This is a genomic window from Paenibacillus sp. UMB7766-LJ446, assembly GCF_030226665.1.
In the GTDB taxonomy this organism is placed as follows: Bacteria; Bacillota; Bacilli; order Paenibacillales; family Paenibacillaceae; genus Paenibacillus; species Paenibacillus vandeheii.
Map to the genome: position 1 here is coordinate 715,600 of NZ_JASOYM010000002.1, position 23,160 is coordinate 738,759.

General features: G+C 47.8%; 17 protein-coding genes and 1 pseudogene. 4 read left to right on the plus strand and 14 right to left on the minus strand.

What is annotated here, in order from left to right; all coding sequences use genetic code 11:
• Window positions 1–4: 4 nt before the first annotated feature.
• The 13 genes and pseudogenes from QP794_RS07975 to QP794_RS08035 all read right to left on the minus strand — a co-directional run bounded on the left by QP794_RS07975 (window position 5) and on the right by QP794_RS08035 (window position 18,039).
• Window positions 5–1,327: pseudogene (locus QP794_RS07975) on the minus strand (5'-deoxyadenosine deaminase).
• Window positions 1,328–1,418: 91 nt separating this feature from the next.
• On the minus strand, window positions 1,419–3,014 hold the full coding sequence (gene ggt, locus QP794_RS07980; protein WP_285075720.1) for a gamma-glutamyltransferase: 1,596 nt from the start codon (window positions 3,012–3,014) through the stop codon (window positions 1,419–1,421).
• The gene (locus QP794_RS07985; RefSeq protein ID WP_285075721.1) at window positions 3,008–4,249 is read right to left on the minus strand and encodes a pyridoxal-phosphate-dependent aminotransferase family protein; all 1,242 of its coding nucleotides are present in this window, start codon (window positions 4,247–4,249) and stop codon (window positions 3,008–3,010) included. Before QP794_RS07985 ends, ggt begins: the two co-directional genes overlap by 7 nt.
• A 6-nt stretch (window positions 4,250–4,255) precedes the next feature.
• On the minus strand, window positions 4,256–5,557 hold the full coding sequence (locus QP794_RS07990) for a Zn-dependent hydrolase (protein WP_285075722.1): 1,302 nt from the start codon (window positions 5,555–5,557) through the stop codon (window positions 4,256–4,258).
• Window positions 5,554–6,960 carry an allantoinase AllB gene (allB, locus tag QP794_RS07995; RefSeq protein ID WP_285075723.1) on the minus strand — a complete coding sequence of 469 codons (1,407 nt, stop codon included), beginning with the start codon at window positions 6,958–6,960 and terminating at the stop codon, window positions 5,554–5,556. The genes QP794_RS07990 and allB overlap by 4 nt, the downstream gene beginning before the upstream one ends.
• A 38-nt stretch (window positions 6,961–6,998) precedes the next feature.
• A complete protein-coding gene (gene uraH, locus QP794_RS08000; RefSeq protein ID WP_350338854.1) occupies window positions 6,999–7,379 on the minus strand; it encodes a hydroxyisourate hydrolase in 381 nt (126 codons plus the stop codon).
• A complete protein-coding gene (gene pucL / locus QP794_RS08005) occupies window positions 7,376–8,881 on the minus strand; it encodes a factor-independent urate hydroxylase (protein WP_285075724.1) in 1,506 nt (501 codons plus the stop codon). The genes uraH and pucL overlap by 4 nt, the downstream gene beginning before the upstream one ends.
• A 256-nt stretch (window positions 8,882–9,137) precedes the next feature.
• Window positions 9,138–10,760 (minus strand): PucR family transcriptional regulator, encoded by a 1,623-nt coding sequence (locus QP794_RS08010; protein ID WP_285075725.1) that lies wholly within the window; start codon window positions 10,758–10,760, stop codon window positions 9,138–9,140.
• Between the two features lie 257 nt (window positions 10,761–11,017).
• Entirely contained in the window at window positions 11,018–13,762 is a 2,745-nt protein-coding gene (locus QP794_RS08015) for a CHASE3 domain-containing protein (protein WP_285075726.1), read from the minus strand.
• Between the two features lie 178 nt (window positions 13,763–13,940).
• Window positions 13,941–15,329, minus strand: a complete 1,389-nt coding sequence (fumC, locus tag QP794_RS08020) for a class II fumarate hydratase (protein WP_285075727.1) — start codon at window positions 15,327–15,329, stop codon at window positions 13,941–13,943.
• Between the two features lie 231 nt (window positions 15,330–15,560).
• Window positions 15,561–16,565, minus strand: a complete 1,005-nt coding sequence (locus tag QP794_RS08025) for an aldose 1-epimerase (RefSeq protein ID WP_285075728.1) — start codon at window positions 16,563–16,565, stop codon at window positions 15,561–15,563.
• Between the two features lie 213 nt (window positions 16,566–16,778).
• Window positions 16,779–17,588: an MBL fold metallo-hydrolase gene (locus tag QP794_RS08030; protein WP_285075729.1), complete on the minus strand. Its 810-nt coding sequence runs from the start codon at window positions 17,586–17,588 to the stop codon at window positions 16,779–16,781.
• Between the two features lie 184 nt (window positions 17,589–17,772).
• Window positions 17,773–18,039, minus strand: coding sequence for a hypothetical protein (locus QP794_RS08035; RefSeq protein WP_024632021.1), 267 nt, complete (start codon window positions 18,037–18,039; stop codon window positions 17,773–17,775).
• Window positions 18,040–18,253: 214 nt separating this feature from the next.
• Between QP794_RS08035 and QP794_RS08040 the strand changes: the two genes are divergently transcribed.
• The 4 genes from QP794_RS08040 to QP794_RS08055 all read left to right on the plus strand — a co-directional run bounded on the left by QP794_RS08040 (window position 18,254) and on the right by QP794_RS08055 (window position 22,574).
• Window positions 18,254–19,486, plus strand: a complete 1,233-nt coding sequence (locus QP794_RS08040) for an aminopeptidase (RefSeq protein WP_285075730.1) — start codon at window positions 18,254–18,256, stop codon at window positions 19,484–19,486.
• Between the two features lie 97 nt (window positions 19,487–19,583).
• Complete coding sequence (locus QP794_RS08045) at window positions 19,584–20,816, plus strand: aminopeptidase (RefSeq protein WP_285075731.1); 1,233 nt, start codon at window positions 19,584–19,586, stop codon at window positions 20,814–20,816.
• Window positions 20,817–21,028: 212 nt separating this feature from the next.
• Window positions 21,029–21,619, plus strand: coding sequence for an RNA polymerase sigma factor (locus tag QP794_RS08050; protein ID WP_285075732.1), 591 nt, complete (start codon window positions 21,029–21,031; stop codon window positions 21,617–21,619).
• A complete protein-coding gene (locus QP794_RS08055; protein ID WP_285075733.1) occupies window positions 21,597–22,574 on the plus strand; it encodes a hypothetical protein in 978 nt (325 codons plus the stop codon). Before QP794_RS08050 ends, QP794_RS08055 begins: the two co-directional genes overlap by 23 nt.
• A gap of 1 nt (window position 22,575) precedes the next feature.
• Here QP794_RS08055 and QP794_RS08060 read toward each other — a convergent pair whose 3' ends face one another.
• A complete protein-coding gene (locus QP794_RS08060) occupies window positions 22,576–23,070 on the minus strand; it encodes a hypothetical protein (RefSeq protein ID WP_285075734.1) in 495 nt (164 codons plus the stop codon).
• Between the last annotated feature and the right edge of the window lie 90 nt (window positions 23,071–23,160).

Here is a 23,160-nt window from a genome sequence, read left to right on the forward strand (position 1 = left end):
TTAATTAGATGCGTTTCATCAATCTTGCAATACTTTTATCCGATTCACGAAGCACGATGCCACGATCAATCGTTTGAATCTTCCGGCTTTTGAGCACGATGCTTCCATCAATAATAACGGTATCCACACAGCTGCGAGTTGCGGAATAGACTACACGGGAGTACACATCGGTCTCATAGGAAGGATACGTATGGAAATCATCCAAATCCAGCAGCAGCATATCTGCCTTTTTACCTATTTCAAGACTGCCGATCTCCTTGGACATGCCGAGCACTTCTGCTCCACCCATTGTAGCCATGCGCAGCACCGTCCGGGCATCCATCACTGTTGGGCCATGAGGTATCTTTTAAATAAGCGCGGTCAGGCGCATTTCCTGAAACATATCGAGGTTGTTGTTACATGGCGCACCATCGGCACCTATTCCTACCGCAATCTGGCGATTCAGCAGATCAGGAATATCTGCTATACCCGAGGAAAGTTTCATATTTGACCCAGGACAGTGGGTGACTTTCACGCCGCGTTTGCGAATAATCTCCTTCTCTTCCTCACTAAGCCACACACAGTGTGCAAGCACCAGTCTAGGGGTAGCCAAGCCAATATGATCCAGATAGATGATGTTGCGCATGCCGCGTTCGTGTTCAACCAGTTCGATCTCGCCACGGTTTTCGGAGGCATGGGTGTGCACTTTCACATGGTATTTATTCGACAGGTCACGTACCTCAACCAATAATTCCTCGGTGCACGAGACGACGAAGCGTGGACAAAATGCATACTGAATGCGGCCACCACCGAATCCGTTCCATTTCTCCAGCAAGTCCACACTCTGCTGCAGCGAAGTAGCTGTATTTTCTCGCAGCGGTTCAGGAACTTCATCCCCGTGATCCATCATCACTTTGCCGGAAATCACCCGAATGCCGCTCTGTGCCATCGCCTGAAAAGCCGAATCGGTATGATGCACCGTCTCCATATCCAGAATGGTCGTTGTACCGCTGGAGATCAATTCACCCAAGCCGAGCATCGCAGAGTAATAGACAGATTCCTCATCATGCGCTGCCTCAAGCGGCCAGATGCGTTGACGCAGCCAATCCATCAGCTCCAGATCGTCCGCACGTCCGCGGAACAAGGTCTGACATAGATGAATATGCGTCTGGATAAATCCTGGCAGCAGCACTTTGCCCTGAGCATCAATGACCTGATCTGCCTGAACATCAATATGCTCTGCGATCTCTTTAATTTTGTTGTCCTCAATCAGCAGATCTCCCGTAAATACATCCTCTTCTGCATTCATTGTGACGAGCTGAGCGCCTTTCAGCAGGATTGTTCCCATGATAATCTCCCCTATCCGTATCTATCTGCGTACATTTTATTATTTTTACGATCCGCACATTGAAGTTTCTGTTCACACTCCCTCAGGAACGTTACCAGCCGATAGCCATTCCATCTCCCCTGGGGTCTGCTGCGCCGCTGATCATGCCGTCTTCACGGATGACGATGCCCTGCGACTGTCCCATGATCCCATCCCACGGTACTCTGGATTCGACGTTATGCCCCCATTGAGCCAAGGTGATACATACGTCGTCATGATAGCGGTTCTCCACTCGCATCGTGTCGCCTTCCTCGCCCCAGGTGCGTCCGTACACCCAACGTGGGAGAGCGATCGCTTCCTGAATGGTCAGGCCATAATCCAACACGCCCGTAAGAACCGATAACTGTGTCTGAGGCTGGCCCTCTCCGCCTTGTGTGCCAACAAGCATATAAGGCTTTCCATTACGTGTGACAAGACCAGGCATTAGCGTGTGAAAAGAGCGTTTATTCGGCTCCAGCACATTGGCATCCTTTGGATCAAGCGAGAAAAAGGACCCCCGGTTCTGCATAATCACCCCAGTATCCCCAGGCACATAGGCAGCCCCAAAATCAAAATACAGGCTTTGAATAAACGAAACAGCATTGCCTTCATTGTCCACAATCGCCGCATATGCCGTATCCTGGCCCATCGTTTTGGACAGAAAAGGCTGCGCCACAGGGGGGGCGGACTGAATCTCGTTCCACAATTCATCTCCATAAACCTTGGATAACAGATCCTTCACCGGAATATCCCTGAACTCCGGGTCTGTGAGATAACGATCACGGTCACGAAAAGCCTTTTTGACCACTTCAGCCATCAGGTGATAAAACTCGGGGGACGTGCGCGCCACGGAAGATAGATCAATATGTTCCAGCATATTCAACATCATTAGCATCGAGAAGCCCTGTGAATTGGGCGGCATCTGGTGAACTTGATAGCCACGGTAATCGGTAGTGATTGGCTTCACCCACTCTCCCTTGTGAGCAGCGAAATCCGCTGGGGCAAGCATGCCGCCATCTTCACGTATAGCCGAAGTTAGCTGCTCCGCCAATTCCCCGGTATAAAAAACATCGCGTCCACCTGCCTGAATCAGGCGAATGGAAGCGGCCAGCTCAGGCTGCAAGAGTAGTTCACCTTCCTGCAAAAGTGTACCAAAAGGGGCAAATACCGCTCGAAGCGGCGTATGCCCCATAATGAAATCCTCATCACGCTCCAGCCACAGGCGCAGATTCCGGGATACAGGACATCCCTTTTCCGCATACTGCGCAGCTGGTTCAAGCAGCTGCTCCCACTTCAACTTCCCGTAGCATGACCAGACCTCCCACCATGCATCCACCATTCCCGGAACGGTAATGGCACTGAGCACGCCTCGTTGAGGAATGGTATTCATCCCCATCGCTTTGAACGTATCAGCATGAATGCCTGCTGCGGAACGGCCGCTTCCGTTGTAGGCAGTTATATCACCACTTGCTCCGTCGTGGATCAGAAAGAACGCATCTCCGCCAAGTCCTGTCATGTGCGGGTAGACTACGCCCAATGCGGCACTTACAGCAACAGCAGCATCATAAGCGTTACCTCCCTGCTGAAGGATTGAGCTGCCCACCGCGCTCGCCAAATAATGCGGGGAGGTGACCATCACCTCTCTGGTTATCGGCATTTGATTCAGCATAAGGCCTCCTCCTTCCCGGCATATACATCCAGCGCTGCCTGTACCGCATCCCCTGCCGGCAAGGCGTGACGATGACGCAATAGCACTGCTTCCAGTGCACCTAATACATGCAGTACATTTTTCCGCTGGCAGCTGAATCCCATCGTACCAATACGCCAGATTTTTCCCTTCAACGGTCCGAATGAACTAGCTATCTCAATACTAAAATCATTCAGAAGCATGCTGCGTACCGATTCTCCATCCACACTGTCTGGAATTTCAATACAAGTGACCACCGGAAGTTTACTGGACATATCCCCATACAGTTTGAGCCCCATTCCCTGAATCCCTGCAACCAACGCTCGTTCATTGATCCGATGTCTCTGGAAACGGGTCTCCAGCCCTTCCTGAAGCAGAATACGCAATCCTTCGTGAAGTCCGTAAAGCATGGAGGTGGCTTCCGTATGATGATTCAATCGTGCTGAGCTCCAGTAATCTTGCAACTGGCTCAGGTCAAAATAGTTACTGGCAATCGTGCGACCTTCAGCCCGAGCACTAGTTGCATCCCGCAGTCCGCGCTCAACCGTTTTACGGCTCATGAGTTTCTTCTCCACACGACTGTTATACGTTAAAGGCGCCATCCCGGATGGAACGGACAGACACTTCTGTGTTCCGCCCATCACCGCATCCAGATGCCATGCATCTGTCTTGACCGGTGTACCGCCAATGGTAGCAACTGCATCTACAACAAGTAAAATATCGAGTTCACGACAGGCTTTGCCAATCTCAGCGAGAGGCTGCATTTGCCCGGTTGATGTCTCGCCATGAACCATCGCGACCAGACTTGGCTTATGGACATGGATCACCTTCATTACCTCTTCCGGATCAAATACCTTTCCCCATTCTGTTTCAAAAAAAATAACTTCGGCACCACAACGTTCCGATATTTCCACAAGTAAATGCCCGAAGCGTCCATAGATCGGGACCAGCACCTTGTCCCCTGGCTGGATCAGACTGACCAGCACGGCTTCAATCCCTGAGCGGGATGTACCATCTACTGGATAACACCACTCATTATCTGTCATGTATAGTTCACGCAGCATCGCCATCGTCTCATTCATCAGGGAAGTGAACTCCGGATCAAACTGCCCCAGGATCGGGAAGGATAATGCCCTCAGAACTCTTGGGTCGACCTCAACTGGCCCCGGTGTCATGATCGTCCGCAAGGAAGGGGACAATTCTTTATAGTTGGACATCTTCACTCAACTCCCGTAACCGTATTTATAGAGCAGCTGCACCAGGACCCGAAAGCCTTTCATCAGGTCCTCTTCAGCTGTATATTCAAGGGGATTATGGCTAATGCCATCTTGGCTGGGCACAAAGACCATCGCTGTTGGGCAAGCCGGCTGAAAGATCTGCGAATCATGTCCTGCGCCGCTTGGCATGTGTATATAGGACAGCTGCTCCACTTCACAGATAGTGCGAATGTCTGCAGTCATCTGTTCGTTCATCGGAATAGGTGTGACTGATAAGTGTTCTTCCCAGTTCAGTCCGAGCTGCTGCTCGGCTGCGATGCGGCTAAATGCCTGAAGCATATCCTGCCAGCATCGGTCAATGCTCTCTTGCCTGATGTGCCGGATATCCAGTGAGAATACAGCTCGTGAAGCAACAACGTTGCCGACACCCGGTTCTGCGATTACTCGTCCCACGGTGGCTACAAGCGGTTCTCCTGCTTCCAGCGCGATACTTCTTACAGCTGTAATCATCTCGGCTGCACCTGCAAGTGCATCCTTGCGCCAGAGCATTGGTGTAGTTCCGGCATGATTGGCCTCACCACTTACTGTAATGCTAAAGCGTTTCTGACCTACAATATCCGATACAATACCAATTGAGTGGCCCAATCGTTCAAGGACTTGGCCTTGCTCGATGTGAAGTTCGATAAAGGCACCGTACGTGTGTGAAGCCGCTCTATAACAACTATCTGGTCCAAAGCCTGCATCACGCATCGCCTGTGCAAAGGTGATGCCCTCTTGATCCTTCAAATGATGGACATCTTCCAGAACGGAGACGCCCGTTATACTTCGCGATCCCCAATAAGCAAACGGAAATCGGCTGCCTTCTTCTTCACAGAGCGAGACCACCTGAAGTGTTCGTTTCGGGGCACCGAAATGGTTTTGCAGATACTCCAGTGCAAGAACTCCCGCAGCTACGCCATAAGCACCATCATACTTTCCGCCATGTACGACAGTATCGATATGTGATCCTGTAACAATTGGCGCATCTTCCATTCCTGTTAATGGACCTGTTCCCTTCAATGTGCCATACAGGTTGCCAGATTGATCGAATTCGGGAGCCAACCCTTTCTGCTGCATTTTTGCCGCAAGCGCATGCTGCGCTTCACACCATGCTTTGTCGTACAACAGACGTGTAACTCCTCCCTGGGAATCAGCGCCATATGCGGACAACCAGTCCAGCATGCTTTGCATCTTCACCTGCTCCAATAGCGGCAAAGGCTGGATGGGACATTCCGTACCAGACGGCGTGTGCATTTCAAAGTCCGTCATAATACCCCCTCCGTTCCTTCTATACCAGCTGGAACAGATGAGTTAGCACGGACAAACCGTCCTACAGGTGGATCGGATAATCCTGTTTTTGAACTGTATACTCGCTCACCCCGGCAGAACACATCTGCAATGCAGGAAGAAAACGTACGTCCCACATAAGGACTCTGTTTATGGGTGTAGAGCAGGTCATCCGTATTCAGGGTTGTAGTCTTCTCCCAATCAATCAGTACCAGATCCGCATCCTTGCCGATGGCGATTTCACCTTTACTATCCAGCCCAAGCCTTCTGGCAGGTTGCAGAGCCAGAACTCTTCCAAGCAACGGAAGGGCTATATTTCGCCGAAGATGTCCTTCCTCCAGCATAAGCAGCAGCGTACTTTGCGCCCCGGAGATTCCACCCCAGATTTCGAAGAAATGATCAGATTTTTTCATCGAGGGAGGACAGGGTGAGTGGTCGGAAGCAATAACATCTATCAGGCCCGCTGCAAGGGCATCCCATAACTGATCTTGCTCAGCCTGACTACGCAATGGCGGCGCGCACTTAGCTACAGCACCCAACCGGACAACATCCTCATCAGTCAGACTTAGGTAATGCGGGCATGTTTCAGAAGTTACATCCTGTCCGCGCCGTTTCGCCTCTGCAATCAGATCAAGCGCTTCCCGTGTACTGATATGAACAAAATGCAGTGCACATCCGGTCTGCTCTCCATATTGCAGCGCTCGGGTTACCGCTCGAACTTCTGCTTCAGCTGGACGAGATTGCACGTAATCCATTGGGCCGATGCGTCCTGCTGCAATACTTCTGGTCGCAAGTTCAGCAACCATCGCTTCGTCTTCGGCATGGAGCGCCAACACGCGGTTTAGCTTTGCAATCTCGTACATGCCATTCAAGAGTGTGTCCTCATCGGCTCTGGTGAAGATATCTTCCCCTTCTCCGCCGGGTTCGGACATAAATGCCTTGAATCCAGCCGCTCCCATATGGGCCAAAGGAGCAAGCTCGGCCCGATTACCGGGAACAAGTCCTCCCCAGAACGCATAATCAACATAGGATTGACCGTCGGCTGCTTTCATTTTCATCTCCCACGCATCCGGTCTAATTGTTGGGGGGACACCATTGAGCGGCATATCAACATACGTCGTAATTCCGCCAGCAGCCAGCGATGCTGATCCCGACTTGAACCCCTCCCAACTCGCGAGTCCGGGCTCATTGAAATGAACATGAATGTCCACTGCCCCTGGCATTACAGTAAGGCCAGCCGCTTCTATCATTTCCGTATCTTCATCACCCACCAGCTGTGGGGACAAAGCGATTATTTTTTCACCAGCAATCCCAATATCCAGTTCTGCTACGTTATCTCTCAATACAACCCGGGCCCCCCGGATGATCCTATCTATTTTTGCCATATGGATGCCCTCCCTGATCAGAACCGGATTCATGCATTTCAGCTTCCCCGGTATGTACTGTAACCTCCTGGAGCAATCAATAAAGGTATGTGGTAGTGGCTTGCAGCATCGGATACGGCAAACCGAATCGGCACAACTGTCCATAACACCTGCCCTAGTTCCTCAAGAGATCGCTGTGCATAATAATCCTCAACGTTGAACTGAAGCTCATACACCGCCTGCTCAAGCCTGCCGCTGTCCAGCAATGGCGCATTCAGACGCCCATCGGCATTGGTAACCGATTCAGCTACTTTTATTTTGGTTTCTTTTTCACCATCTCTGCGCAATACATACAGTTCAACCCGCACGCCTGCAGCCGGAACGCCCTTGGAAGTATCCAGCACATGCGTAGTAATCCGTCCTCCAGCCACTGACATCATGCCTCCCCTTCTTTCTTAGAGAAACCGATGTCATTCCCCAGATCGTCCCTTGTCATCGAGAAGCCTTGGAACCCATAAGGTGGTCTGGGCTCGGTAAATACTTTGCCCTCTCCTTCTTTTACTTCCTCCAACACCGTCTCCCATGTCCGATTGTTGGATTCGAATGATACTTCACTGAGCTGTCCAAATCGACGCAAGAGCCTTGATCCAATCTGATAAATCAGATGCTGAATGGATGCGGAACGACACGTATGGAACACTGCAGCAGCTACATCTCTTACCTGCTCTGCCGCTACATAACGCCCGCGCTGATCATCCATGCCATCTCTCGGATCTTCATAACGCCAATTGATATTCAGGAAAATGAATAGCGGACGGTCCCACGTCTCTGGTAAGGTGGTGTATTCATCCTTGACAAAACCGGCAAATTCGCTGCCCTTGACCTTAATCAGTCTGATATCTGCAACACCACTGAAATGATTGCTCAGCTCAACCCGACTTCCATTTCGCTGCGCTTCAATGGCAGCTGTCGCTCGTTCATTCTGGGAATAACGGAATACCAGCTCGCTTGCGCGAAGGCTTCCCTCTCTGCGAACAGGCACATCTTCAAAAGGGATCTGATCTGCTGTCATCTGAACTTTGCTCATCTGTGGATAGGTCTCCAGAAAACGTTGGCTGACGTAAGCGAGGAAGCCCTCCACTGTAGCTCCGGTGTAATCCGCAGCATGTACTAGAATGAAATTCTTCATTGAATCCGTGGCAACAACAGGGGAATTATCTCCTTCTATAAAAGAAGGCAGAAATTCGTCACCTTGGACGGCTACTTTAATGTTCAAACCGAACAGGATATTATTGCGTCCGGTAAATGGAGATTCCGGAATCGGCTGGATGCCCGTCAACGGCTTGGCGTATGAACGGTACACCCATACATCCCCTTTGCCGTAATACATCGTCCGCTGCTTCACTTCGGATGGTTTAAACTCACTTTCATGTTCATGACCAATCTGTACCAACCACTGCTCCAATCGAATGGAAGCAATCTTGAATACCTCTTTCAGAGCGGTTTGGAATTCTTCCTGCCTGCCACGCTGATTGCGCCTACGCATGGACTCCAGGATGGACTGAGCCGTATGGCCTTTCACGGCTAATATAAAAGGAAAGCCGAATTGGCTTGTATATTCTTTATTTAACTTACGAAGTTCGTTATACTGCTCCGGCGAGAGTGAATTAAGCCCTGCACCAGCTTGTTCTTGCACGGAATTGCTGCTCATACTGATTCGCGCCCCGAGATCCGGGTGATTGCAAAGCAACTGCAGCTTCATCTTTTCATCGGATGTCTGAACCACGTTCTTCATCACATTCATCATTTGTTCAAAAGAGTCAAATGGCCGTAAAGGCCAGGAACGCTCCGCTACCCAGGGTGATTCTTCGAATAGTCCGCCAAACGTATGTACGAACTGTGTGATAGACCAGCTGTTAACGAGTTTAATGAAGTCGCTCATGTTAGAACCTCCGGTCTTCAGTAGATTATTGTTCTTCATTTTAAGTGTCCCTCTGTATTGCGACAACAATATTTACGCAATTTTGTAATATAACATAACATCAGATATGTGATTTGTTTGCAATGCACGGGATTTGATTCATTGAATGCAGTAAAAACCCAAAAAACCGCACTTCCTCAAGGGAAATACGGTTTTATCTGACATGCCAACTTCATTGTTATGCTGCACAATGCTTTTTCTATGGCCCAACTTTAGATTAATGATGCTGCGCCTGAAGTCTTGCTGCTGTTTTGTCCCGCACAAACTTGCGGAAGGTGAACACCAGTTTTAATTTCAGCAAATCATTGGTCTTCTTAAAGTCCATTTGCAGCAAACTTCCGACTTTCTCCATCCGATAGGTGACGGTGTTCCGATGCACAAACAGCTGCTTGGCAGCTTCGTTAATGAGTCCATCATTCTCGATAAAAGATTCCAACGTATTCATCAGCACCTGATTGGGATCGCCATCCCTGGCCAGTAAAGGTTCAAGTACTTTATTGCAGTAATTCTCCATGATGTTATCCGGTACATGTTGGAATACATAGGCGAATTCCAGCATCTCGAACTGGAGAGCCCGATCCTTCATTCCAAAACGGCGAGCCAGTTGGCGGGTATCCAAACATTCCTGATAGGCTTCACGCAGCGACTTCGGCTCATGCTTCATTTTACTGATCCAGAATCTTGGTGCGGATTCTCCCTTGGCTTCCTGTGCAGCAAGCACATCTCCGAATCGACTCAGCAGGAAAGCTGACAATTCCTCACCGTAGTCTCGCCCCGTTGGACAGGTGTAAATGGAAAATATGCCATCTTCGATCTGAAAATGCTGTGAGGCCGTGAATTGCATAAGCGGATTGTACTGCAATTCACGGTGGATCTGCTTCAACAGCTTCCCTTCTGCAAAAACAGACGGTTCCAACGTGATCAACACGCATTGATAGGTTCCCTGGAACAGGTGAACACCTTTATTCTCGCTAAGTCTCGTTAGTTCATCTACTGTCATTTTGTTATCCAGATACTGGCTCAGCAAAGTACGCATCTCATCCTGAACGGTCGGGTTAATGTGCTCCCGATAGGTCATATCCATATAGAATGCCAGGACATCCGCAGCCTGCTGAAACAGTTCTTCTTCCGCTCTAAGTGACAGCGCCGAGTCTGTAAAGACGAGCAAAAATCCGTATTCTTCATCATTCTGCTTGATGGGTACCCGGTGGCAGCTTCCCTGATTCCATTTCACCCGGTGCATGACGGATTTCCAGGGCCAGCCCTGCACTACCGAGTCTCCGGCAATGCCTTCACTGCCATATAACACATGTCCACGGGAGCCAATAACTGCAAGGGGGTAATTCAGTACGGTGGCAAGCTCGGCAAATACATTCCGATGCTGTTGTTGTTGCAGTGCAAACTGCATCAATTTTTTCTGTTTCTGCACCACTTCATGCAATAAACGATTGCTGCGTTCATGTTCAGCCTTGAATAACGCATTCATCTGGTCGGAAAAGGTGAACTGAAACGGCAGTTCGAGCAGCGGTAAGCGCAGCCGGTCCGCTTCTTCAATAATCCCTTGGGGAATGGACTGCCAGAAACGTCCCAATTTAATGCCGAGTCCGGCACAACCGCGTTCATTCAGACGGCGCATCAAACGAAGTGCATCGGTCTCATTGTCTTTCATAATGAACGCGGTTGTGAACAGCAGCTCTCCGGATTTAATCCAATCCGCTATATCTGGAGCGTCCATGACGTTAACGGATTTCATCATCCGTGAAGTCCCTTCCCCACCTGCAACCAGTCTGGCCTCAGACAACGGGTATACCTGTAAAGCCTCTTTAACCGTAAGCTGCATGGACATTACCTCCCATATATATAACGCATAAAGCGGTTTTAATCCTTGAAATGGACATGAATAAAGGATAAACTCTTGATTTGTCCCCATATTTTTGAAATTCGCCTTGTTTATTGTTAAGTATTATAACATCATTTTCAATTGAATAGCTTACATGAGAAAAAAAATAAAACCCATGACATCATTGCAGCAATCGTTGCGCAACTGGCATAGGTTTTATTTTAGAGTTGATACATATTGAATTCCCAAACGAAAGATCAGATTTCCAATGTTTCATGACTCAACCACAGTTTCATCCGGGACAGTACCTCTTTCATATTCAGCGGTTTACTAAGATAATCCGAGGCTCCTGCCGCGATACATTTATCGCGATCCTCTTTCATGGCTTTGGCAGTCAGAGCAATAATAGGGAGCTGCTTGAGATTTAATCTCTCCCGGATCTGGCGAGTGGTTTCATAACCATCGAGCTCTGGCATCATGATGTCCATCATGATAATATCAGGCTTTGCTTCCCCACGATCCAGCATCTCCAGACATTCGTATCCATTCTGTGCGGTGATTACATTCATCCCATATTGCTCAAGGGCATTCGCTAAGGCATATACATTTCGAATATCATCATCGACAACCAGGACTTGGCGCCCATTTAGTAACGATTTTTCCAGTGGAGTCAGCAGCATCTCGACGTTTGTTGAGTTCACTCCTGTCGTGCTGTGCACTTCAGGAACAGTGACAGCAACCTCGTTCAAGAATAATCTGGAGTTCTGCATAACCTCAGGCTCTTCTCTTCTAAGCGGTAGGAATAGGGTGAAGACACTTCCTTGTCCCTCGCGGCTCGTTGCCGAGATTGATCCACCCAGCAGATTGGCAAGGGATTGAGAGATCGACAGTCCTAGTCCGGTTCCGCCGTATTTTCGGGCTGTGGCTCCATCTGCCTGCTTGAACGCATCAAAGATCTGCAACAGCTTGTCTTCAGAAATGCCAATTCCGGTATCACTAACCGAGAAGGCAATGACTTCCGCCTCTACCCCGTTTTCTTCAGGGTTGGGCAGACCGACTCTGGAGATCGTTAAGGCGACTTCACCTTCACTAGTGAACTTGAATGCATTGGAGAGTAAATTTCGCAAAATCTGGTGTAAGCGCATCTCATCGGAAACAATCGTTTCTGGCAAAGGACTTTGCAGCTGAATCCGGAAATCAATTCCTTTTTGCTCAGCCGTTTTCAAGAAATATTGATTCATCGCTTCGGGCAGGCTCCCAAGATAGACATCATCAAAATCAACTTCCATCTCCCCGGCTTCCACTTTGGAAAGATCGAGAATGTCGTTAATCAGGTTGAGCAGATCCTTGCCTGACGCATGGATCACCGAAGCATATTTTTGTTCTTCACTATTTAAATGCTGATGCTTGTTCTCAGCCAAAATCTCAGACAGAATCAGCATACTGTTCAGCGGAGTGCGCAGTTCATGTGACATATTCGCCAGAAACTCAGACTTGTAACCAGAACTTGTCCGCAGCTGATCAGCTACTTCTGCAAGCTCGCTGGCAGAGGTCTCAGCCACATCTTTTTGCAATTCCAAACGCTCGTTCAGCATGTGCAGTTCTTCTGTCTGCATATGTAACTCTTCCGTCTGAGACATCATCTCTTCGGTCTGTGCTTGAAGCTTCTCCGATTGTGTCTGCAATTCTTCATTTAATACCTGGGACTCATCATACAAATGCTGTAATTCCATCCGTGTGACGGTGGAATGAAGCGATACTCCGAAGATTTCAATTAGTTCGGTTAGCAGCTTAGTCTCCGTTGATTGGATCGGCTTCATAGAAGCCAGTTCGATGACAGCTATTGTTTTACCTTCAAATACGACTGGGGCTACCGTGAGTGATGCAGCTGAAGCATCACCAAGTCCCGAAGAGATGCGAATATAATTTTGCGGCAAGTCGTTCATCTGCAAAACTCGCTTCTCAATTGCACTCTGCCCCACTAATCCCTCACCCGGTGCAATGGATACTTTACCGAGGGAACGCTCTTTCTCTCCATCTGCTGCATAGGCAGCCACACGAATGAGACGATTCTCTTTCATCGCATATAACACGCCATAAGGAGCTTCCAGCAGAATCGTGACCTGGTTGAGGAACAACCGTGACAGTCCCTCCAGACTTGTTGGATTCTGTAGGAGTGTAGCTATGCTCGCAACACGATCCTTAAGCCGATTCTGTTCCTGTACTGTATCCAGCAATAAATTCGTTTCTTGACCCAAATCACCGACTTCATCATGTGTTCGTACAACAATACGCTGTGTAAGATTGCCACCTTGAGATATATCGCTGATGGTTTGTTTGACTTCACGCAGCGTCTTCACAATATTGCCCGAAATCACCAGAGCTGCAGCAACAGATAATCCGGCGACGACAGCCCATAAAGTATACATTATCGTCAGCAGTGTGGAACTTCGCTCTGCAAGCTCGTTTACCCGAATTTCTGTCAGGCCCATTTCCGTGTTGCGGAAGGTTTGGAACTGAGACCTCAACAAATCAATTTCGCTTTTCCCTGGATCGGACTGGAAAAACTCAACAACTTTCTCCTGATTCCCTTGCTTTTTCAGCGCTACCGAGGCTGCTCCGGCAACATCAATCCAGCGGTTAATATGTATTTTGATGTTTTCCAGACTCATCTGCTGGGATGGGTTATCGCTGATCAGCTCGTAAAGTTCAGCATAATTGGAGGTCCACTGGGTCATTGCTTGCGTGTATGGCTCCAAATAACTTTCTTCACCAGTAAGCATGAATCCCCGTTGTCCTGTTTCCATATTCAGAACATTTTTTTCAATTGCGTTGGTCAAGTTATGCACTTCCAGGTCGTGGTGGGTGATAAAATCAATTTCCTTCTGCGAGGCATTAATTTGGGCGGACAGAAGCATTAAAACAGCCCCAAATAACAGCACCACCACGAGATAGCCCAAAACGATTTTGGAGCGTATCGTAAATCTTCTCTTTTTCGACAACGCAGAAACCTCCAATGAAATAAACAATTCCGCTCGATTAATAAAATAGTTGCATATGTAGTTTATATGTATACGTATATACTGACAAGCATTAGTTCAAGAACCTCCGAGCGAGAAAAACGACCTGCGGATGCAGGTCGCTTGATTATTCGAATGAAGTTCACTAGATGAGGATGAATTAGGCTTTCGGGGCAATCATCTTCGCCGGATCAACATACTGATCGAATTGCTCTTCCGTAAGCAGACCTGTCTGCAATGTTGCTTCTTTCAGAGACAGTCCTTCCTTGTGTGCAAGCTTGGCAATTTTGGCTGCATTCTCATAACCGATATGCGGATTAAGCGCAGTAACCAGCATAAGCGAATTATTCAGATTGTGTTCAATCTGACCGAGGTTAGGCTCAATGCCCACCGCACATTTATCGTTGAACGCCACAATAGAATCAGCAAGAAGCTGAACAGATTGCAGGAAGTTATAGATAATAACCGGTTTGAACACATTCAACTCAAAGTTCCCCTGACTTGCCGCGAAGCCAATCGCCGCATCATTCCCCATTACTTGCGTAACCACCATGGTCATCGCTTCGCTCTGGGTCGGATTCACTTTACCCGGCATAATGGAACTGCCTGGTTCGTTCTCCGGAATGCGAATTTCTCCCAAACCACTGCGCGGGCCGCTAGCCAGCCAGCGAACATCATTGGCAATTTTCATCAAGTCAGCTGCAAGCGCTTTAACTGCACCGTGAGCGTACACCACTTCATCATGACTTGTAAGCGCGTGGAATTTGTTTGGCGCTGATACAAAATCCTTGCCGGTATGCTTGCCAATTTCCCTGGCTGTATAATCACCAAAGTCAGGATGTGCATTAATTCCGGTACCCACAGCAGTACCGCCAATAGCGAGTTCTTTCATATAATTCACACTATCACGAATCATGCGTTCACTCTTGTCCAGCATCGCTTCCCAGCCGCTGATCTCCTGACCGAGTGTAATTGGCGTTGCATCCTGAAGATGGGTACGTCCAATTTTGATAATGTCTTTGAATTTTTCCGATTTGTCTGCAAAAGTGGCTTTCAGCACCGCAATCGCCGGCAAAAGCTGATCTTCAACAGCAAGTACGCCTGCAACATGCAGAGCCGTTGGGAATGTATCATTAGAGCTCTGGGACATGTTCACATCATCATTCGGATGCAGACGTTCTTCCTTGCCCTTCTGTTCAAGCAGCTGATTGCCCAGATTGGCAATGACTTCATTTACGTTCATGTTGGACTGCGTTCCGCTACCCGTCTGCCACACCACGAGCGGGAAATGATCATCAATCCGTCCTGCAATAATTTCATCAGCTGCATAAGCAATAGCATCCGATTTGGCAGCTGACAATTTACCTAATTTATGGTTACTTGCAGCAGCGCTTTTTTTCAAAATGGCCAGGGCACGTACCACTTCCATCGGCATATGCTCGCGACCAATCGGAAAATTCTCCTTGCTGCGCTGCGTTTGAGCTCCCCACAGCCTGTCGGCTGGAACTTTCATCTCACCTAACGTATCTCTCTCAATGCGGTATTCCACTTGCTTGTCCTCCTCCAAAAAGATGGTTTGGGTCTCTACAACAATACGTATACATTCTTTTCTACATCACATCTTGCATCTGTTAATTCCAAAGTCGTTTTTGGAATTTACACAAAATGCTCTTCATGAACAAAGCCTGTGTATCTCGTCATATTATACATGATTGTCTGCTTGATTTTCACCTTTTCGACAAAATTGTAAGCGTGCCGCAAAATGTGCGAACGTTTATTTTTACGGCTTGATTGGGTACAGACGACTGGTTTGTTCGAATAATTCACCCGGCTCAAGACCGATAAGACCGATCTCTTCAGCAGGAATGCCTTGTACATTCGGAGCATTAACCAGGTTCATCTGTGGCTCAGGGCAGAAGAAGTCACCAGCCATGTTGTTATTCCAGATCATCCAGTGCTTGTAGGACGTCCCTACATCGTACACCAGCTTGTCACCGGTACGATTATCGGTAAGCTCCATATAGTTACGCCCATTCTGCGGTTCTGCCGTGTAGTGGTTGTCCATGGCTGCAAAAAACGGACTAACGCCTTTACCCTTTAATTGCTCTTCCTCCGGTGTAAGCGGTTGAAATTGTCCCGTAGGCAAAGAACGTTCATTCAATTCACGACGCTGACCAATTGTTACTTTGGCCGTGTAATCGGATGCCTGGCTTTCCGGTGCAAAAGGTACGCTAATAGCTGTATGGAATGCGAACAAATTCGGCATACGTTCCTTTCCGTTATTGCGGACATTCAATTGCTGCTGAAGTCCCAGGCTGCTCAGTGAGTAACGGAGCGTCACAGTGAAGGTGAATGGCAAGTATTTGTAGAACTCATGTCCATCCTTCACTTCCTGACTAAGCAGAACGTAACTCTCCAGCTCGTCAGATCCATAGCCCTCCACCTTCCACTCGACGTTATGCAGGAATCCGTGCAAATGGTTGCCTGTAGCCGGTTCGTTTATAGGTAGTTGATAGACTTTACCATTCCAGGGGAAGCGACCATCCTCATAACGATTGGGTGGGGAAAGAATCGGAATTCCGTATACGGCAGGTGCAGCCATAAACTCGTCCATACGTTCCAGGTCTGGCTCACGCAAATACCTGAATCCTTGCTCAGTATCACGGAACGCGACAAGGTTAGCACCCACGCTCGGAAGGACAGCCGCTTCGAATTGATTAAAGCGAAGCCAGACGGCAGGTATACCTCCAAATTGTTCTTCGAAAGCTGCATTTTGCTGTGTCATCGTTATATGTACCTCCTGCATACTAAGGTTATATTATACGGCTCGACTATATCATGACCGCGCATAAAATACCAATCTATGATAGAGAACAAATTCATGATGGAATGACAAAAAAGACAGCTACGAAGCTCCGTCGCTGTCTCCATCCGCTTATACTGCTGTAATGGAATCACTCCAGATTATACTGGAATGTCATGTCTGGCATCGGCTTTATTAATCCACATATTTGCCGTGATCCGGTACGGCGGTCTGTTCGAAATCCAGATCGAGTCTCTCCAGCGAATCCTTCAGCATTTCGCCAGTTAAGGAATGCCCGTGCCCGGTAACGGCGACTAATGGCTCCAGTCTTCGAATAATCTGAACCGATCGATGGGCTGCTTGCCAATCCGTTGTAAAATATGCGGGTGGACCGTGCAACTGTTTGTCCTGAAGCAGCACACTCCAGAGCGACTCCTGCTTCACGGTGACAATCGCGTCTCCGGCAATCAGGATACGGTCTTCTTTCCGAAATAGCGAGACATGCCCCGGTGTATGACCGGGTGTATGCAGCCATTCCCATCCAGAGACACCTGGAATTGAATGGTCTTCAGGCAGACTGAATATCCGATCATCCAGATTAATAGCTTCATTGGGATATGCAAATGACAATCGTGCCATCAAACCGCCACCTACGGAAGGATCGGCAGGAGGGTAATCCTTTACACCTGTTAAATAAGGTAATTCCAGCGGATGTGCATACACTGGAACACCCCAGAATTGTTCCAGTTCAATGACGGTCCCCACGTGATCAAAGTGACCATGTGTCAAAATAATCGCCGACGGCGGACCTGGAAAACGCTCTGATGCCACATGAAGTATCTGATCCGTGAAACTTGCCATTCCAGTGTCCACGAGCACCCAGTTCCTGCTTCCCGGCTCACCGATGAACACAACATTAACGAATAGTGTACGCAGACTGAGGATATCGTGCCTGACTGCTTCAAGTCCCGTCATTCCTGCTGTAATCAAATTGTCAGATGCCATTCACGGTTACCTCCCATTCAGGCGGATTGTCTCTCTGGTTCCATTCATCTGTCGTAGACTTCCCTTTTTCTGGAGCATCTATTCCTTCATACCAATAAAATAGACGGTGGACACCCTGTTTCAGGCATACACCGTCTAGTATAATCAGCTACATTCCATAATAGAACAACAATATCTCGGACAGTTACGCCGGATATGCTTCCAGTGCCGCATCAAGCAACTGATTGTACATATCGTCATCGTTTTCCAACAGCTCGTCCATACGCAGCAATTCCTCTTCATCACCGGATTGTTCAGTGAAATGAAGACTATAGTCCCAATCCTTGCCGTTCTTGCTCATAAACGTAATTTCATAAACTGACTTTTCGCCTTCTGCACGAAAAACCGTATTCCCTACAAAATTCTTCTCATCTTCACGACGCATCTCTGCACGAATAATCTCAATATTCACAATCGTTTCTCTCCTTTAAACTTTCATCTGTTGCAGGTCTCCACAATTTATGGTAAACCTGTTTGGTAATTATTATTGGTTAATTGTACAATATATATCGTAGCAACGTATACCTTATTCAATGAGGGAACCAAACTGACTCCTTACATACCTGTAATGAGGACTATAATAACAAACAGCTACGATATTATACCAAACGGGAGGAAAAAATAGCATGAACAATTTCGAAACGAATTTACAACAATATGCCGAACTGGCTGTCAAAGTCGGTGTCAATGTCCATCCCGGGCAGACTCTCGTCGTGAACGCACCAATCTCGGCAGCACATTTTGTGCGCCTGATTGTCAAAGCCGCTTATGGCACAGGTGCCAAGCTGGTCAAAGTAAACTGGAGTGATGAAGTCATCACACGTCTTCACTATGATCTCGCACCAGAGGAATCCTTCTCCATTGAACCAAAATGGTTTGCAGGTGAAATGACTGAACTCGTAGAAGAAGGTGCCGCCATTCTGCACGTTATCGCAGAAAATCCGGACCTGCTTGCGGGTGTTCCTCAGGAGCGGATCGTGACTAGTCAGAAAGTTCGCGGTAAAGCATTGGAGAAGTATCGTTCCTATCAGATGGCGGACAAATTCAGCTGGTCCATTGTGGCAGTTCCTTCCCCTGAATGGGCAGCGAAAGTATTCCCTGATCTTCCGGCTGAGCAGCAAATCGATAAATTGTGGGATGTTATCTTCAAAACCGTTCGCATTGGTGAGCAGGATGCTGTCGCGGAATGGAAAACACATTTGCTGAATCTCGACTCCCGTGCTGATCTGCTCAACGAGAAGAAATACAAAAGGCTTCACTATACTGCCCCTGGCACAGACCTGACTATCGAGCTTCCAGAAGGACATCTGTGGGTATCCGGTGGCAGCATCAATGAGCAGGGACACGTGTTCGTTGCCAATATGCCTACCGAGGAAGTGTTCACTGCTCCACTGAAGACCGGAGTTAACGGCACAGTTCGCAGCACCAAGCCACTGAGTTATGGCGGCAACCTGATCGACGGCTTCTCCATCACTTTCGAGAATGGTCGGATTGTTGATTATACTGCTGAACAGGGACTCGATTCACTGAAAAGCTTGATTGAAATGGATGAAGGTGCGCATTATCTCGGCGAAGTAGCTCTTGTTCCACATCAATCGCCGATTTCCGATACGAATATTTTGTTCTACAACACCCTCTTTGATGAAAATGCATCCAACCACTTGGCGATCGGTAATGCGTATGCCTTCTGTCTGGAAGGCGGCAAAACGATGTCCAAAGAGGAATTGATCAAGAATGGCTTGAACTCCAGTCTCACTCATGTGGATTTCATGATTGGATCAGGAGAAATGAACATTCACGGTGTCACTTCTGAAGGTAGTGAAGAGCCAATCTTCCTGCAAGGCAACTGGGCTTTTTAATTAAACAGTACAATTAAATAAACGGTGAATTGAGAGAGAGGATCATTCCTCTCTTTTCCTGCGTATGCGGGTCATTCATGATATGGAGGAACCTTATATGTTGAGTTTTGAACAAAAACTGGATCGTTATGCTGAACTGGCCGTAACAGTAGGCGCTAATGTTCAACCCGGACAAATCTTTGTCATCAGCGCCATGATTGATACAGCTGAATTCGTGCGTTTGTTGGTACGCAAAGGTTACGAGGCAGGAGCGAAGAAAGTCATCGTCAAGTATGGAGACGAAACAGTCAATCGGCTGCGGTTTGAAATGGCGCCCGAGGATTCGTTCCAGGACCCGCCCAAATGGCATGCCGCAGAACTTGAGGAGCTGGCAGCGAACAATGCTGCGTTCTTGACCGTTTTGTCATCCAGCCCCGACCTCTTGAAAGGCATCGATCCGGAGCGTATTTCCACCCACCAGCGTACCTATGGTCAGGCCATGTCCAAATACCGTCAGTATCAGCAGGCCGACAAAATGAGCTGGACAGGAGTGGCCTGTCCTTCACTGGATTGGGCCGCAAAGGTCTTCCCTGATCTTCCCCCTGCCGAGCAGATGAAACAGCTCTGGGAAGCCATTTTTGCCGCTGTAAGAGCTGATCTGGAAGATCCTGTTACGGCTTGGGAGCAGCATATTGAACGTTTGGAGCACAAAGCAGTTGCCCTGAACAGTAAAAAATATAAAGCTCTGCATTTTGTCTCACCGGGGACCGACCTTACCGTTGAGCTTCCTGAAGGGCACATTTGGGCGCAGGCGGGAAGTATTAACGAACAAGGTACCCGTTTTGTGGCCAACATTCCGACAGAGGAAGTGTTCACTGCGCCAGCCAAATATGGAGTGAACGGCACAGTTTCCAGCACCAAACCGCTTAGTTACGGCGGAAGCATCATTGATCGCTTCTCCCTTACGTTTGAGAATGGACGCATCATTGATTTCCACGCCGAAGAAGGTCAGGATACACTAGAAAGACTCATCAATATGGATGAAGGCTCGCATTATCTCGGCGAGGTCGCTTTGGTGCCCTTCCATTCTCCAATCTCGGAAAGTGGTATTCTCTATTACACAACGCTGTATGATGAAAATGCTTCATGTCACCTCGCGATCGGCAGCTCTTATGCCTTCAATATGGATGGCGGCAAGACCATGTCTACTGACGAGCTGGCAGCTCGCGGCATGAACTCCAGCATTACACACGTGGACTTCATGATGGGTTCATCGGAAACAAATATTTACGGGATGACAGCAAATGGTGAGCGTGAAGCCATCTTCCTGAACGGCGACTGGGCTTTCTAAGCCATTTATATTGTTCTACTACGATTATTAGATAACACATAGAGGCTGCCCTTCTGACCATGATTTACTGGTTAGTGAGCAGCCTCTTCTCTGTTTTTGGTATATTTTTTCTGCTTCTGTCGGACTAACCTCCCATTGTATCGCTTCCATATAATGTTGTAAAATGAAATGATACCAATGTTTGTGGATTGTTCACCAGAAAGGAGAACATCATGGCCAATCGGCTCCAATTACTCTTAGCCTCGGATTTCCATAATTTGGGCCCTCAGCTTCAAGAAGAAGTGTACTACGAATACTATAATATGGTTCATGGTCTCATCGTTTACATCATCAAAGAACGTGCAGCAGCAGAAGATATCATCCAGGAAGCTTTTATCAAAATCATTAAAAACAAACCGATCTTCGACAACGAAGTCAAACTGAAAGCATGGCTGAAGGTTGTCACACGGAATACCGCCATTAATTATCTGAGAAAAAATAAAAATAACCGTAACCAACTCGATACGGATAGTGTTTTTATAGATATGGAGACAATTAATCAGACGGCAGCTTCCGTGGAGAGCACGGTGGAAACTCAAATGATGCAGGAATCCATCGAGTTCTATCTGGAACAGCTTAAACCGGAATATCGTGTTCTCGTAGAGCTGCGCTGGAAAGAAGGTCTTTCCTATAGGGAAATGGCCGAGCTGCTTGATACATCCGAAGAAATTGTGAAGCAACGTTTGTTCAGAGCCCGCGGAAGTATCAAGAAGAAATTACATAAGGAATGGGGTGGAAGTATTGAGCAAAGGCAAGTCCGATAAGCATATTGATTCATTCGATTCAGAGCTGGAAGACGATTTTTTCGATGCCGCGTTTGATATGGCTTTTGACGAAGCCTTCCATCAGGCTGTAGCTGCCACCCCGACTGTGTCCAACACCGAACCCATGCGTCAATCCTGGCTCCAAGTTCAAAAGGAAATCGCCCGAATTGGCGGACGCAAGAAAAGAATGCGCACCATACGATTATCTGTCATTGTGGCTGCGTCCGTGACCATCGGCGCCGTCATCTTCAGTCTGCCTTCCGGGACACAAGCTGTTTCCCCCTTTGTTCAATCAGTTAAGGAGTGGGGTAATGGCGTAAAATCCATTGTTATCGAAGATCGTACAACTCAGTTGGGTGCTGATCCATCTACAGCCAAGACCCCCCCGCCTCCTGAACGGGGAATCAATGAAGCTCCCACATTTTCCAGTGCAGATGAACCACCTGAAGAAGACGATGGAGAGATTAAGCTCCCCTTCTATGAGGAGTCACACATGCTTGAACCAATTATAGTAACAAAGGATATCGCACGATCGGGATTTAAGGGTGACTTTCTGCTGTCAAAAGCCATACCGAAGCGGTTTACAAAGATCAAATATGAACTTATGCTGGACACCCTCTATCCCGTCAATCCGGAAAATTATTATGAATCTGAACGCATGAGAGTTCGTTATACTGGTGTAGGCAAAAATGGTGAAGAAGAAATCATTCAGTTTGATTATGCCTATGTTTTGCCGGGTCAGGTCATTGAGGGGCCCATGCTTCGCGAAACAAGTATCGTCAAATTGGCAGATGGCAGCGATGCTTTTATGTACCTCGGGCCCCCCTATAATACCTTTCAATGGATGATGGGTTCTGTAAACATGAGCTTATTCGGAACCGTCTCGGAAGAGGAAATGACTGCTATTGCCAATGACCTGCAAGAACAAAAATTTCCGGGCAGTACCCAAAAATAAATTAAAATAACACGTCGCTTGAAATATGTGTTGACGTCTCAGGTTTGACTCCATCATCTGCCGTATGAAGACTGACGACTCGATAGTAATATCCGGTTATAACGGTCCAGCTCGATTGGGCATTGAGGGATTGCGTTTGGGTTTTCTTCTTGAAACCGGATTGATAGAGTATCCATGCTGATCCTGTCCAGCGTTCAAGTCGATAATCGACTTGCAGTGATTTCATTTCCGAGAAGGTCGTTGTTGTTGTATTTACAATCGCGGTCAACCCCCCTCCAGGTGTAATAGTCCCCACTGCCTGATAAATATATTTCGGAGAAGACAGTGTATTAATACTTGGTTCCAAGGGCGGTGGTGGTGGAGTAAGTGCGTGAGGTTTGATACTTGGACTGGCGACAGCTACCCCCGTGGTTGTTGGTATCGCAAGGACCATAGGTGCTGATAGTGCTGCAACAATCATGACTTTTAGCACGGACGTTATTCTCAAATTCCGCATATGTATCCACCCTTCACTTCCAAATTTTGTTTTTGTGTAAATATTAAACGGATGTAGTGGTTTGAAGGTTTCAAAAAAAATAAAAGACGC